Annotated in this window: 11 protein-coding genes; 1 reads left to right on the plus strand and 10 read right to left on the minus strand. The window is 37.2% G+C overall.

Annotation, left to right across the window (positions count from 1 at the left end; translation table 11 throughout):
- Positions 1-88: 88 nt before the first annotated feature.
- The 4 genes from HMPREF1630_RS02720 to HMPREF1630_RS02735 form a co-directional block, all read right to left on the minus strand.
- On the minus strand, positions 89-2,155 hold the full coding sequence (locus tag HMPREF1630_RS02720; RefSeq protein ID WP_037326831.1) for a glutamine synthetase III: 2,067 nt from the start codon (positions 2,153-2,155) through the stop codon (positions 89-91).
- Between the two features lie 216 nt (positions 2,156-2,371).
- A complete protein-coding gene (locus HMPREF1630_RS09480) occupies positions 2,372-2,668 on the minus strand; it encodes an MTH1187 family thiamine-binding protein (protein WP_004828114.1) in 297 nt (98 codons plus the stop codon).
- Positions 2,669-3,940, minus strand: a complete 1,272-nt coding sequence (locus HMPREF1630_RS02730) for a M18 family aminopeptidase (RefSeq protein ID WP_037326932.1) — start codon at positions 3,938-3,940, stop codon at positions 2,669-2,671. It abuts the gene before it with no gap.
- Between the two features lie 96 nt (positions 3,941-4,036).
- Positions 4,037-4,972, minus strand: a complete 936-nt coding sequence (locus tag HMPREF1630_RS02735; protein ID WP_037326833.1) for an alpha/beta hydrolase — start codon at positions 4,970-4,972, stop codon at positions 4,037-4,039.
- Positions 4,973-5,130: 158 nt separating this feature from the next.
- Between HMPREF1630_RS02735 and HMPREF1630_RS02740 the strand changes: the two genes are divergently transcribed.
- Complete coding sequence (locus tag HMPREF1630_RS02740) at positions 5,131-6,315, plus strand: MFS transporter (protein ID WP_037326835.1); 1,185 nt, start codon at positions 5,131-5,133, stop codon at positions 6,313-6,315.
- Between the two features lie 18 nt (positions 6,316-6,333).
- Here HMPREF1630_RS02740 and HMPREF1630_RS02745 read toward each other — a convergent pair whose 3' ends face one another.
- From HMPREF1630_RS02745 to HMPREF1630_RS02770, 6 genes are all read right to left on the minus strand, one after another.
- Complete coding sequence (locus HMPREF1630_RS02745) at positions 6,334-7,605, minus strand: amidohydrolase (RefSeq protein WP_037326837.1); 1,272 nt, start codon at positions 7,603-7,605, stop codon at positions 6,334-6,336.
- Between the two features lies 1 nt (position 7,606).
- Positions 7,607-8,446 carry a formate/nitrite transporter family protein gene (locus HMPREF1630_RS02750; protein ID WP_037326838.1) on the minus strand — a complete coding sequence of 280 codons (840 nt, stop codon included), beginning with the start codon at positions 8,444-8,446 and terminating at the stop codon, positions 7,607-7,609.
- A 143-nt stretch (positions 8,447-8,589) separates the two neighbouring features.
- Positions 8,590-10,281 (minus strand): glycoside hydrolase family 13 protein, encoded by a 1,692-nt coding sequence (locus tag HMPREF1630_RS02755; protein WP_037326840.1) that lies wholly within the window; start codon positions 10,279-10,281, stop codon positions 8,590-8,592.
- 111 nt (positions 10,282-10,392) lie between these two features.
- Positions 10,393-12,276 carry a PTS fructose transporter subunit IIABC gene (locus HMPREF1630_RS02760; protein ID WP_037326842.1) on the minus strand — a complete coding sequence of 628 codons (1,884 nt, stop codon included), beginning with the start codon at positions 12,274-12,276 and terminating at the stop codon, positions 10,393-10,395.
- On the minus strand, positions 12,266-13,171 hold the full coding sequence (gene pfkB / locus HMPREF1630_RS02765) for a 1-phosphofructokinase (RefSeq protein ID WP_037326845.1): 906 nt from the start codon (positions 13,169-13,171) through the stop codon (positions 12,266-12,268). The genes HMPREF1630_RS02760 and pfkB overlap by 11 nt, the downstream gene beginning before the upstream one ends.
- Positions 13,168-13,863: a DeoR/GlpR family DNA-binding transcription regulator gene (locus HMPREF1630_RS02770; RefSeq protein WP_037326847.1), complete on the minus strand. Its 696-nt coding sequence runs from the start codon at positions 13,861-13,863 to the stop codon at positions 13,168-13,170. The genes pfkB and HMPREF1630_RS02770 overlap by 4 nt, the downstream gene beginning before the upstream one ends.
- Positions 13,864-13,978: the final 115 nt, after the last annotated feature.

Here is a 13,978-nt window from a genome sequence, read left to right on the forward strand (position 1 = left end):
CCGTTAAAAAACTGACCTCCTTTAGTTAGTTTTTTAGGTCTAACTTTAGGGGGTCAGTTCAAAAACTGAGCTAAGTCTCTTTTTAGTTTTACAATGTCTTTAGCATATCGACATAGTTTGGCATAGAGTAGTTTTCTCTTGAGATTAGTTTTTCCAAGGAGTCTGAGATCTTTCTTACTTCTCCTGCCACTTGTCTTGTTTCTTTTTGAAGAAAATCAGCCTTTGCTTCTATGTCTGGAATCTCTTCACTTCTTTCTATCAAATGTGAAATTTTTTCTGAATAGGCTAGGAGTTCTCCTACTTCTTCATTTATCCTTCTCGCCCTTTGACTAAGTTTTTCATTTTCCATAAAAGATAGGTAGTCTTTTATCCCCTTGATTTCTCTCATGGCTGATGGGAGAATTTCTTGGTGGATAAGGTTATTTAAAATCTCTAGTTGGGCTGAGAAAAATTTTATTACATCTTCAAAGCCTACATATATCAAAGATTCAATTTCCTTTTGACTAAAGATGCCTACTTTTTCAAAAATAGCGTAGGCCCTTGCATCTTTTGCTGCCTTTAGGGCATCTAGGTAGGTCGGATAATTTTCAAGACCCCTTTTCTCTGCTTCTTTTTTCCAATCTTCTGAATAGCCGTCACCTTGGAAAAGTATATTTTTGTTGGCAAGGTAGATTTCCTTGATAACTTTATAGGCTTCTTCTTTTAAATTTTCTTCACTACAACCTTCTAACCTGGCGTAAATTTTCTCCAAAGCTTCTGCCATTCCAATATTTATCACTGTATTTAGGTCAGCTGCAGATTGGGAAGATCCGAGCATCCTAAATTCAAATTTGTTGCCAGTAAAGGCTATAGGTGAAGTCCTATTTCTATCTGAAGTGTCAGTTTTTATCTCTCCTAGGTGAGGGATTTTCACCTTGTTTGCAATGATTTTTTCCTCAAAATCGTCATTGGCAATCGCCTTTAGAACTTCTTCCAAATCGCAACCTATAAACATAGAGATTATAGCCGGTGGAGCTTCATTGCCTCCCAACCTGTAATCATTACTTACAGTAGATGATGCTATCCTTATTAGCTTTTGGTATTTGTTACAAAATTCAACCATGGCTGATAAAAATAGGAGAAAAATCATATTATTTTTTGGGTCCTTGCCTGGCGAAAATAAATTTTTTCCGTAATTTGTTGCCAGAGAATAGTTGTTATGTTTGCCAGATCCTGCCATATTCTTGAAAGGTTTTTCCTTTAAAAGGCAAACCAAGTCGTGTTTGAGGGCAGTTTTTTCCAAGATATACATCAAAAGCTGGTTATTATCCACAGAAATATTGGCATTTTCAAACATAATTGCTATTTCAAATTGGTTTGGTCCTACCTCATTGTGTTCAGCTTCCATATAGATACCTAGATCATAAAGAGCCTTATTAACATCTTCATAAAAGGCATTCACCCTTTCAGGTATAGCTCCCAAATAATGTGAAACTAGCTCTTTTTCAACCATGGGGTCTGAGCCCACTAAGGTCATCCCAGAATATTCTAGGTCAATTCTTTGGTCAAAATATTTTTTATCAATCAAATAAAATTCTTGTTCAAGACCCACCTTCGCCTTTACCCTATATGTATGTTCATCTTTTAAAAATAGATTACAAAGCTTGCTAGAAACCTTACTTACCATATTCATTGATTCGATAAGGGGAAGTTTCTTGTCGAGTTTTTCGCCATAAAAGGAAACAAAAACTGACGGAATATACAAAACCTTATCTAAAATAAAGGAATTTGCTGTCAAGTCCCAATATGTATAGCCCCTAGCTTCAAAAGTTGATCGCATACCTCCAGATGGGAAGGACGAAGCGTCAGGTTCACCGATTATAAGTTCCTTACCTGAGAACCTATTTATGGGATTATGCTTGTCATCCCTATTTAAAAAGGCAGTTTTTTTGGTCGCTGTTTTTCCATTAAGGGGTTGGAACCAATGAGTGTAGGATGTAGCTCCCTTGGAAATTGCCCAGATTTTCATGGCATGGGCAATAGAATCAGCAGTTTCCCTATCCAAAGTTGCATTATTTCTAGCAGCTTCCTTCCATTTTAAATAAACTGGATAAGGGACATTTTCTTTCATTGTTTTCTTGTCAAAAGCTAGATTTCCAAATTCTTTCAAAATAATACTTCCTTATGTTTTCCTAGTGCGAAATTTTCTTTTTCATTATACCTCGTTAAATTTAAAAAATAAATTTTGATAATCTGTGAATCCTACAAGGTTTAAATTTTTTCAAAATGAAAACTAATTTTACAATAAGAAAAAAAATCCCTCCAATAACCCCTATCGCCTTTCACTTAATAAAAGTGAATTCGCTTGTTGATTATCAGTGGGATTTTTCCCTTAAAGTCTATCTTCGACCGACTTTATTTTTTGTTCCATTGTAGCTTTTTTATCACGTCTGTCATCCATTTTTATAACTGTATAGACCCTGTCGCAGCCCTTATCAAAGACAGATTCTTGCATTTTTCTAATTGCTGCAAGGGCACTGTCAGCATCAGCTTCTATGACTGTGCCCATTGGATTTAGTTTATATTTTAGGCCTTCTGCCATAAGGATTTTTTCAGCTTCTGCTACATATTTACTTACTGATGTTTCCTTAGTTCCAATTGGAATTATGCAAACTTCTACTACTGCCATCTAGTCCTCCTCAAAAAACTTTTTATAAATTTCATAGGCTTCATATATATCATCGACTCCTGCAAGCTCCCTGATTGAGTGCATGGCAAGAAGAGGAATGCCCACATCAAGCGCCTTTATACCAAGGGCTGTAGATGTGATAGGTCCTATGGTTGACCCACCTTGCTTGTCATTTCTATTGTGGAAGGTTTGAAGTTTGTATCCATATTTTTTGGCAATCTTCATAAGCCTTGCCTTGGTTTCTATGGTTGATGCGTAGGCACCATTGGCTGCGATTTTTATTACCAAACCCTCATTCATCCTGACCTTGTTAGTTGGGTCTGCAAAGGCCTGGTAGTTTGGATGGGTGGCGTGAGCCTGGTCGGCTGAAATTATCATAGAATTTTCTATCATTATTTGATAGCCTTCCCTATCTAGGCCAAATTTTTGGGCGATGCGTTCTAGGATATTTCCTAAAAAGTTTGAAGCAGCTCCACCTCTTGTTCGAGACCCAATCTCTTCGTTATCGCTTAAGAGAATCATCTTGTTTCTGCCAGGCTTGCTATCTACAAGAGCCATAAGGGATGCGTGGACAGAACCAAGATTATCAAGTCTTCCGACCTGAACCATATCATTTATAAGGGCACCCTTTTGCCTGTCATAGAGGCCAAGGTCAAAATCAAGGATATTTTCAGGATCAATTGCCAGTTCCTCTGCCAAAATATTTAGCAAATAGGATTCGCCTTCTAGCCTATCCTTGATTGTTTTCACAAGTGGATAGAGGTTGTCTTGAGGATTGTAGGCGTAACCCTTGTTGATTTCCCTATTCATATGGATGGCAGCGTTGGCTATTGTAAGTAGGTCCCTATCTATATTAACAAGGGCATACTTGACTTTGCCATCTTCTTCGTAGGCAACTTTGCCTGCTAAAGAAAGGGTCCTATCAAGCCAAGTTGAGTGAATCATGCCACCGTAGGCTTCGATATTTAATTTCAAAAATCCAGCATCAGCCATTTCTGGATTGCTTTTTACCTTAAAGGTCGGACTATCTGTGTGAGAACCGATTATCTCAAAGCCTTTTTTTAAATCTTCTCCAATCTCAAAGGCTATAAGGGCAGAATCATCACGAGTAGTGTAATACTTGCCCTTTTCTAGGTCCCAAACTTCATCTTCTCTAAGTTTCTTAAAACCATTTGCCTCTAAAATTTCGCCAGCATTTTTCACTGCGAAATAATTTAGGGGACTTGCATCAATAAAATTTATTAAATCTTTACTAAAATCTATACTATTCATAATATTACCATACCCAATTTTTAATAAGAAAAAAAGAGCAGAAAACCACAACAATCACAAATAAAATTTGTTATGGTTTATGCTCCTCATATATTTTTAATTTCTATAATTTTTAAGAAAATTACTAATCACATCCTTAAATCCCTGAGGATTTTCTTCAGCAAACTTGGTGTGGCCAAAGCCCTTGGCTGTGTAAATTTCCTTCTTATCTCCCCTTATACTCTTATAAATATCCTCGCCCATATGGACTGGAGTGACCTTATCATTATCAGAATTTATAATTAAAACAGGGGGATTTATATCAGCTTCTTTTGCCCATTTGCTCGCATCTATGTCTTTTAGGGTAAAACCTAATTTTGCCTTTAGAAAAATATTTGTCATGAATTTCATCAGTCCAATTGGTAGGCCTTGTTCTTCTTCTACTTGCTTATAGACCTTATCAGCAAATTCATTCGAATCAGATACCGGAGAGTCTAAAATTAGATAATCAATCAAAGAAGAATCCCTGCTTGCAGCAATTAGGGCTGTCGCTCCACCATAAGATTCGCCGTACAAAATAATTTCTTGAGCATCTAGAGTATTTTTCCCATAAGAAATTGCATCAAGGGCATCAAAAGATTCTAAAATTCCAAAAGTATTGTAAGTCGCTTCATTATCGCCAGAATTTCTTTGGTCGTAGATTAATAGACTATAACCTAAATCATAGAAAGCTTGGCCTGGTCCGTATAGAGAATACTTAGTCCCTCCCATACCGTGGACCATAACAGCAAGGCCTTTTGCATCCGGATTTTTGATGAAAATTGCAGGTATGTCATGGTCTTTTTGTGAAGATTTTATTTTTATTTCTTCTATTGATTTTCCCTTGGCAAAACTTTCGTATTTATCCCTGTAGGAATTAATATTTTTTTGAGTTTCTTCCCTACTTGCAATATTTGTAAGCCCGTCGAAAGAAGCCTTGCCAATAAAGCCCAAAAAACCAAGGCATAAAAGTACAATTATCAGGCCGATAATTTTTATAATTTTCTTTTTCATAGGATCCTCCTATTCTTATTATAAACAAAATTTCTTGGTAAAGATATAGAAATTAAGATATTTTACATGATTTTTACAAATTAATCTTACCGCAAATTTGCTTATATTTTATCAAAGAGGGGTATAAATTAAGAATATAAAAAGATAAGGAAGAAATTATGACAAATAAAAAATTACCAATCAAATCAATAGCTATCGAAGCAATCATGTTTTTGGCCTATGCTTTTTTTGCAGTAAACTGGATAGCTGGTTCCACCCTAACACCTAACATCTTAAAGGCCTTTAGTGTGGAGGGAGCTCATTCAGTTTCCCTAATTAATAATGTGGTTACCATTGCAAAAATCATTGGAAACCTAGTGGCAGCGACAATTTTCGCGAAACTTTTCCCTAAAAAATCTATAGGACTTGGTGCCCTTTTGATACCAGCAGGTGCCCTTCTTGCGGCTCTTTCACCAACTTTTCCAATTTTTCTTATTGGAAGATTTATAATGGGTTTTGGTGGTGCACTTTTTGTAGTTTACTTCTCCCCTGTGGTTGTAAATTATTTTGATCCTGCCCACAGACCAGTTGTAAACGCCCTAAACAACGTATCTTACAATGTTGGTTCGATTTTGGCCTTGCTTCTTGTAGGCCCTGTCATAAAATTTTTGGGCCTTGGCAGGTATGCTCTTGTGGCCTTTTCCCTAGTTTCCTTTGTGGTTTTCCTTGCCTGGATCCTTATTGGAGAGGATTTTAGGATTACATCCAGCAAGGAAACTGGTTCAAAGACCTTTAGCCTAAAAGATGCCCTTGGTGAAAAAATTGCAATCCTAATGCCAACTATGTATTTTGGCCACTTGACCCTCTACATGGTCATGCTAAATATTTTCCCAAATACAAACTTTTCGCCAATTCCAGCCAGTAAAATTTCAACACTTTTTACAACAGGAGCCCTAATTGGTACCCTACTTTCAATCATGGTTGCAAAAAGGTCAACAAAAAGAGTTCCTACCTTAAGAGTGTCAGGAATTTTGACCACTATTATAGGATTTTTTCTAATCCACACCACAAGTCCACTTTTAGCAAGCATCCTAGCCCTAGCCTTGGGTACAATTATGTACGTCCCACTTACAAACTTCGTCCTAATTCCCCAAGAAATGCCAGGCATGTTTTCAGAAAGGCTTACACAAATCATGTCAGTCTATTGGGCCCTTGTTTATATCCTAGAAACAATCGCCTACCAGATAATCGTCCATATCCAATTTAATTTTGGCGACAAAACTGCCCTCACAGCAACTATTGTCCTTTCAGTAAGCTTTATCATTGGCTCTTTCATCATGAAAGAACCTAGCGAAATAAAATAAATGAAAAAACGGAAAGTCCTAGGATTTTCCGTTTTTGTTTAAGTATAATATGCATTCTTTAAATACATTTAGCCCAGTAGTTAGGGTTTTTTCATCAAAATCAAAGGCTGTGTTGTGGTGGCCTGCTTTTAGGTCTGAGCCAAAAATAAAGTGGATGGCAGAACCGCCCTTTTCATTTACCTTGTTTATAAAATAGCATACATCTTCGCTCGCCTTAAAATCCGGACTTTTTATAGTATCAAAGCCTTTTGTTTTCAATAAAGAGTCAATTTCATCATAAAATTTATAATTTGCCTGATCTATTGAAGGAGCTTGGCCTGCAATTTTTATTTCATAGTCTAAGTCATATTGGATGGCAGAGCCTTTAATTACTTCGCCCGATCTTTTAACCAAAAAATCATTTACTTCATGGCTGGCACCCCTGGTTTCCATTTTGAGCATAGCCTCATCTGAGATGGCATTTCTGGCTGTGCCTCCCCTGATTACTCCAACGTTTATCCTAGCCATTCCCTGAGAATGTTTGGCAAGAGTCTCCAGGTTTAAAAGGGCACTTGCCGCTGCAAGATTTGCATTTTTTCCCTCTTCTGGAAGGGCACTTGCGTGAGAAGCATGGCCCCTAAATATGACATCCAATTTGGTAGATGCTAGAAAACCAGTAGTTCCCACTCCGACTTTCCCAGAAGGCAGACCCATACCAATGTGGGCCCCCAAAAAATAATCTATATCTTGGATATATTTTGATTCACTAATAGATTTTCCACCATGAAGACCTTCCTCTCCAGGTTGGAAAATCAAAATGTACTTGCCTGTAAGCTTTTCTTTATTTTCCATAATCCACTTGGCAAGATAAATCCCAATACTTAGGTGGCCATCATGGCCACAGGCGTGCATGGCAAAGGGATTTTCAGAGATGAACCCCTCCTTAAATGGTTTGTGGGTCACGCTTTGAGATTCCCTTATAGGCATGGCATCAATATCAAATCTAAAGCCAAAAGTCTTTCCAGGCTTTTGTGTGTCAATTTCTGCAATCACTCCTGTATAGCCTTCTAAAATCTCTTTTGTATCAAAATCAGCTTCTAAGTCAAAACTTTCTTTATAGGCTTTAATTTTTTCATTGGATGGTCTTCCAAAAATCAAATCTTCCCTATGGATTTTCCTGCCATAACTAATGTTATCAATTCCTAGGGACCTTAAATCCTTAATAATATTTATAGTAGTTTTAAATTCCATCCAGGCAGGTTCTGCAATTTTGTGGTAAAACCTCCTGGTTTCTATCAAATCTTTTTCCATATCAATCCTTATTATCGTTTCTGTAGGCTAAGAAATACAAAGTACCAATAAATATTGTACCACCGATAATGTTGCCAAGGGTGACTGGAAATAAATTTTTAAAAACCATATTTGAAATATTTAGACTTTTGAGCGTTTCTAGTCCGAGTCCCGTTTTACTGGCAAGGTCTGGAAAATTTTTCGCCAAAATCCCAGCAGGTAGGTAGTACATATTGGCGATACTATGCTCAAAACCTGATAGGACAAAAACGGAAATTGGGAAAAAGGCTGAAATAACCTTTGATCCATAAGATTTTGCCCCTAGCGACATCCAGACTCCGAGGCAAACCAAAAAATTACCCAAGAGTCCCAATACCAGAGCCTGGCCAAAGGAAAAATCAATTTTGCCCTTGGCAATTAAAATTGTCCTCACCCCAACTAGACCATCAGCAAAAAACCATTGGCCCGACCTTGAAAGTAAAAAGGCTACAAATAAAGCTCCTATAAAATTTCCAAAATAAACCAAAATCCAAGACCTAAGCATGACCCCTAGGCTGATTTTCTTATCCAAAAGTGGAATTGTCATCAGGGTATTGCCTGTGAAAAGCTCGCCTCCAGCCAAGATTACAAAAATTAGTCCAGGTGTGAAAACTAGGCCTTGGACGAGTTTACCTATAGGAAATGTGCTCCTATCTCCAAGTAATGATGAGGCCGCAAGGGTTGAAGCCTCGCAAGCTAAGGCAACAAATACTCCCGCAAAAAACGCTAGGATCATTAGTTTTCCCATCTTAATTTTCGTCTTATTCGTATATACATCAATCGCCCTTGGTAAAATTTTATCAGGGCTCAGATCAGTTTGCATACTTCCTCCTTATATTTTTTATAATTATATGTCAATCCTTTTAAAATTCCTTATTTTTTAACTATAGCTCCCCTTCATGCTGGTCTCCCCGAGCCGACGGGCTAGTCTCCCCGAGCCGACGGGCTAGTCTCCCCATATCTTTTTTATTTTTCCCAGATTACAAAACTATTTTCCCCGAGTTTTTGGTTCTTAAAATTACCAGCTGCGAGGATTTCTTTGCATCCTAAGTCAAAGTTTTTTTCTTTGCCTAGGTTAATGGCAAGACTTAGGGTCTTTTCATTTACAAATCTTTCTAAAATTAACAAATCTTCCTCGCTATAAATTTTTATCCCACCATCTTTTACAGTTTCGTGTTTTTTAACTGCGAGGATTTCTTTAATTTTTCCTAATACATCTTGCTTTTCTTCTATCTTCTCCCAAGGAAAGGTCCTCCTGCAATCAGGATCCCCTTTTCCTTCAAGTCCTACTTCTGTCCCATAATAAAGAGAATTTGCTCCCATGTAGACCACGCTTAAGGCGAGGGCAGCAAGGGTTTTATCCAAAGATCCACCGATTTCTGTAATAAATCTTGGTGTATCGTGGGTATCTAGGAAGTTTAACATCATTCTATTTGCCGAATCTCTATTTCTCATAAGAATCATATTTAACTTATCACTTGCTTTTTGGGCAGAAATTTTTCCCTTAAAATAATCTAGGCAGGTATTGGTAAAGGCATAATTCATTATAGAATCAAGCTCATCTCCCCTGAGGAAGGCTTCTGCATTGTGCCAATTTTCGCCAATTATAACTGCATCGGCCTTGGCGGATTTGATTTCCTTCCTAAATCTCTTCCACAAATCGTGGCTGACCTCATCTGATACATCTAGCCTCCAACCGTCAACGTCAAATTCTTCTATCCAATACTTGCCGATTTTTATTAAATAATCCTGTACTTCTTTATTAGAAGTTTTAAGTTTTGGCATATTATAAACGTGGGCAAAGGTCTCGTAATTTATTTTTTCTATATCAGCCTTATCCCCATCTATATAAAACCAATCGTAATAAATAGATTCCTTACCCTTTTCTCTTACGTCTTTAAAAACTGGATTTTCGTGGCACATATGATTAAAAACTGCATCTAGGACTATTCTTATGCCAAAGCTGTGGGCCTTTTCTACAAGTTTTTTAAAATCCTCCTTGCTTCCAAATTGTGGGTCAATTTCAAAATAATCTATGGTATCGTATTTGTGGTTGGTTGGCGATATGAAAATCGGAGTCAAATATAGGCAAGTCACGCCAAGGTCCTTGATGTGGTCAAGTTTTTCTATAATTCCCTTAAGGTCACCACCAGCAAAAGAACTTGGAGTTGGTAAGTCTTCCCAGGCTTGGTTAATGTAGGAGTCATCCTTAGAAAAGTCTCCCCTCCTAAATCTTTCTGGAAATATCTGATAAAACACAGCGTTTTTCATCCATTCCACAGGCTCAAAAAAGTCTGCTTCGTGGATATAAGGCATGTGGAAGGATGTAAAATAAAAATTTTCAAAATCATAGACTTCTTCAAGGCCATTTTCGCTCAAATAATAGGCTTCATTTTCATCACTTAGCTTAAAAACATAGGCCAGTCTCTTATCTAAAAGTTTTAGGTTGACCTCATAATAAGAAAATCTTTCATCTTCAAAGGTCTTTTCCAGCTTAGCTTCTTTCCAGACGTGTGGATAGTCACATTTATAGGTATAAATAAGCCTTACATCAAGCTTATCTTTTTTATCGGCTCTTAACCTAATATTTAATTCATCAAGACTTATGGCATAGGCCATAAAACTTTCACTAATATGCAAAATCGCGGCTTTATTCATATTTTCTCCTTCTAGGCTTTTACAGATATTATAACCTAAGTAAAATATAATTCATTTTTTAGGCAAAAAAATACCAGAAGACTCGCTTCTGATATTTTAAATTTTGAAATTTTATCCCCTAAGGCCTTCTGGTTTCTTTTTGATTGTACCAAAAATTATGCCGCCTACTATAGCTCCTATTGCAACTGCTCCTACGAATAGAAGGGCTTGGTTTAAAGAACCCATAGCTGGAAGGATGAAAATTCCTCCATGTGGAGCTGGGGCGCTTACTCCAAAGTAGCCTACGATTGCGCCTGCTAAGCTAGAGCCTATTACACAGGATGGGAGAACTGTTTGTGGCTCAGCTGCCGCAAATGGAATAGCTCCTTCTGTGATAAAAGATGCACCTAGGATGTAGTTTGTAACTGTTGTTTTCTTTTGTTCTTCGTTGAATTTATCTTTGAAAAATGTTGTTGCAATGGCAATTGCGATTGGAGGTACCATACCACCTACCATTACAGCTGCCATAAAGGTGCCAATTCCTGTATCTGTGAAAGCACCGATTGCAAAAGCATAAGCTGCCTTATTTACTGGACCACCCATATCTATTGCCATCATGGCTGCAAGAAGGGCGCCAAGTAAAACCATATTTGTGCCAGAAAGGCTAGTTAACCAATTGTTAATAAAATTATTTACACTTGTAAAGACTGGGTCTATTGCAAAAAACATTATTGCTCCTACAATAAGGAGACCTAAAACTGGGTAAATTAACATTGGCTTAAGACCTTCAACTGATTTTGGAAGGTTTCTTGTAGCTTTTTTAAGGAAGTTTACTACATAACCTGCTATAAAACCACCTATTAAGCCACCTATAAAACCTGCACCACGACTTGCCATTAGACCTGCAACCATACCTGGCATGAGGCCTGGCCTATCAGCTATGGAGTAAGAAATATAGCCTGCAAGGATTGGTATTAAGAAGCTGAAAGCATCTCCTCCGAGTCCATTTAGAAAGGTGAAGATTGTTGATTTATCACCAGTAAATCTCTCAAAGAGGAAAGAAATTGCAAGTAAGATACCACCACCGATTACAAATGGAAGCATGTGGCTAATACCGTTCATGAGATCGCCATAGATTTTTTGAGTTATTGATTGGCTTTCTTCTTTGTAAACTGCACTCGCACCTGCCTCTTCGTGGTAGATATTTGCTTCGCCCTTTATCGCCCTATCTACAAGCTCATCTGCCTTTCTGATTCCGTCTGATACCGGTCTTTGGATTACTTTTTTGCCATTAAACCTAGCAGTTTCTACTTTTTTGTCAGCTGCGATAATGATTGCGTCTGCCTTTTCGATTTCTTCTGCTGTGAGTCTATTTTTAATACCGTCAGACCCATTGGTTTCTACCTTTATATTTACTCCCCTGGCCTTGGCTGCCTTTTCTAGGGCCTCTTGGGCCATGTAGGTATGGGCAATGCCGTTAGGGCAAGCGGTCACTGCAAGAAGATTTATAGTAGCCTTAGCTACTTCTTTATTTTCTGCTTCCTTTTGGACTGGTTTTTCTTTTGCAGAATATTTTTCAATCACAGCATAAACTTCATCTTCGTTTTCTACTTTTTTAAGGTCACCTATAAATCCGTCTTTCATAATCATCTTTGAAAGCTCTGCAAGGGTTGCTACATGGAGGTTATTTTCCCCATCTGGTGCTGCAATTGCAAAGAAAATCTCTGTTGGCATCCCATCTAGGGCATCATAGTCAAGACCAGATTTTTTTCTAGCAAAGAGGACTGCTGGTTCTATTACTGTTTTATTTTTGCTGTGAGGAATGGCTACAGATTCGCCAAGAGCTGTTGAACCTTGGGCTTCTCTCTCCCTTAGACCCTCCGCAAAATCTTCCGCACTTTTTACATAACCCTTTTCGAAAAACTTATCAGCTATTTCTTTGATAGCTTCTTCTTTGGTCTCTGCCTTAAGATCTAGGACCATCAGGTCTTTTTTTAGTAAATCTTTAATTTCCAATTTTTTCCACCTCTACTTTTTTTAATATTTCATCAATCATATCTTTACTAGCTATATCTGGGCTAAAAGCTGTTGCACTTCCACATGCCACTGCTAGTTTGTAAGCGTCAATTTTTTTATAATTATTAACACAGCTATATACAAAACCGCCTACCATTGAATCGCCTGCACCGACTGAATTTACAAGTTTTCCGTCAATAGGTCTTGCCCTGTAGGCTTCATTGCCACTTACAAAAATCGAACCCTTTGCACCGAGAGAAACAATTACATTTTGAGCACCCAATTCATTTAACTTCCTAGCATAGGCTACTAAGTTATCATCGGTAATTTCAGTTTGGAAAATTTTTCCAAGCTCCTCTTCGTTTGGCTTAACCAAGAGAGGTTTGTAGGACAAATACTCTAGAAGTTTCTTGTCAGCTATATCAATAGTGAAATCTGCTTTTGTTTTTTCTATGACTTTCTTATAAAAATCAGAATCCAAGGAGTATGGTAAAGACCCTGAAATAACAATGATATCTCCCTTTTTAACATCTCTTAGACTCTCAAAAAAACTCTCAACTTCCTTACTAGAAATATGAGGCCCCTTAGCATTTATTTCGGTTTCCTTATCGTACTTAAGCTTAACATTAATTCTTGAATTTTCCTTTATTCTTACGAAATTTTCGCCTAGGCCCAGTTCTTTTATGGCGTTTGCTATATACTCGCCAATAAAACCACCGACAAAACCAAGATTTATTGACTTCTCACCAAGATTGTGGATGATTTTGCTCGCCATAATCCCCTTGCCACCTGGGTATTTTTCGTCTTCCCTAGCCCTGATTGTAGCTCCATCTTCAAATTTATCAAATCTTAAGATGTAGTCAATAGCAGGATTTGTTGTAATTGTATAAATCATTTTTCCTCCGTAATTAACTTAATTTCATCTCTCTTAGCTATAGTTGCAAAATATTTTACATTCTCCTTGGAACTATCAGCAAGAACATAGGCTCTGGTAGAATTTTCTATAGCCTTAGACTTAACCACAGCTTCATTTACATCTGCTGTATAGAATCCCCTCTTATCAAAACCATTTGCACCAATAAAAGCCAGATCGAAATTATATCTAGCGATTGCTTCTAAAGTCTTTGACCCAGTAGTAACCTTAGTTGCTGGTTTGACCTCGCCTTCCAAGAGAATAGTAGAAATATTTTTATTAATTAATTTATCAAGATGCATAAGCCCATTTGTGACTACAGTAATATCTTGATCACTAGATAAATAATCGATTAACTCATTACAGGTAGAGCCAGCATCTAGGTAAATAAACTTAGCATCCTTAATTAATCTTGCAGCCTTTTGACCGATTACAGATTTTTCTTGAAGCATAGTTTTTTGGTTATCAGTGAAATTTATCTCTCTAGCGGCGATAGAATTTAAAACCGCACCTCCATGCACCCTGGTAATCTTGCCCATATCCTGCAGATATGACAAGTCTCGCCTTAAAGTAGATTCACTGACTCCTAGCTTATCAGTAAGAAATTTATTTGATACCGCTTCCTCTTTTTTTAGAGTATCTATAATTATTTCTAAACGTTTTTCCAATATCATACAAACATTATAGCTTCAAAATCAATCAAAGTCAATCAAAATCTTTCAAGACGGATTTGTTACAACTATAGAAAATGATTGACTATTTTATAGGGAAAGACTATAATTATTTAAA

Source organism: Anaerococcus lactolyticus S7-1-13 (assembly GCF_000758765.1).
GTDB classification, from domain to species: Bacteria; Bacillota; Clostridia; order Tissierellales; family Peptoniphilaceae; genus Anaerococcus; species Anaerococcus lactolyticus.

Coding starts and splice junctions, on each gene's coding strand:
- HMPREF1630_RS09480 (WP_004828114.1), bottom strand. CDS start 2,668: ATGGCAGTAGTAGAAGTTTGCATAATTCCAATTGGAACTAAGGAAACA.
- HMPREF1630_RS02730 (WP_037326932.1), bottom strand. CDS start 3,940: ATGAATAGTATAGATTTTAGTAAAGATTTAATAAATTTTATTGATGCA.
- HMPREF1630_RS02735 (WP_037326833.1), bottom strand. CDS start 4,972: ATGAAAAAGAAAATTATAAAAATTATCGGCCTGATAATTGTACTTTTA.
- HMPREF1630_RS02740 (WP_037326835.1), top strand. CDS start 5,131: ATGACAAATAAAAAATTACCAATCAAATCAATAGCTATCGAAGCAATC.
- HMPREF1630_RS02745 (WP_037326837.1), bottom strand. CDS start 7,605: ATGGAAAAAGATTTGATAGAAACCAGGAGGTTTTACCACAAAATTGCA.
- HMPREF1630_RS02750 (WP_037326838.1), bottom strand. CDS start 8,446: ATGCAAACTGATCTGAGCCCTGATAAAATTTTACCAAGGGCGATTGAT.
- HMPREF1630_RS02755 (WP_037326840.1), bottom strand. CDS start 10,281: ATGAATAAAGCCGCGATTTTGCATATTAGTGAAAGTTTTATGGCCTAT.
- pfkB (WP_037326845.1), bottom strand. CDS start 13,171: ATGATTTATACAATTACAACAAATCCTGCTATTGACTACATCTTAAGA.
- HMPREF1630_RS02770 (WP_037326847.1), bottom strand. CDS start 13,863: ATGATATTGGAAAAACGTTTAGAAATAATTATAGATACTCTAAAAAAA.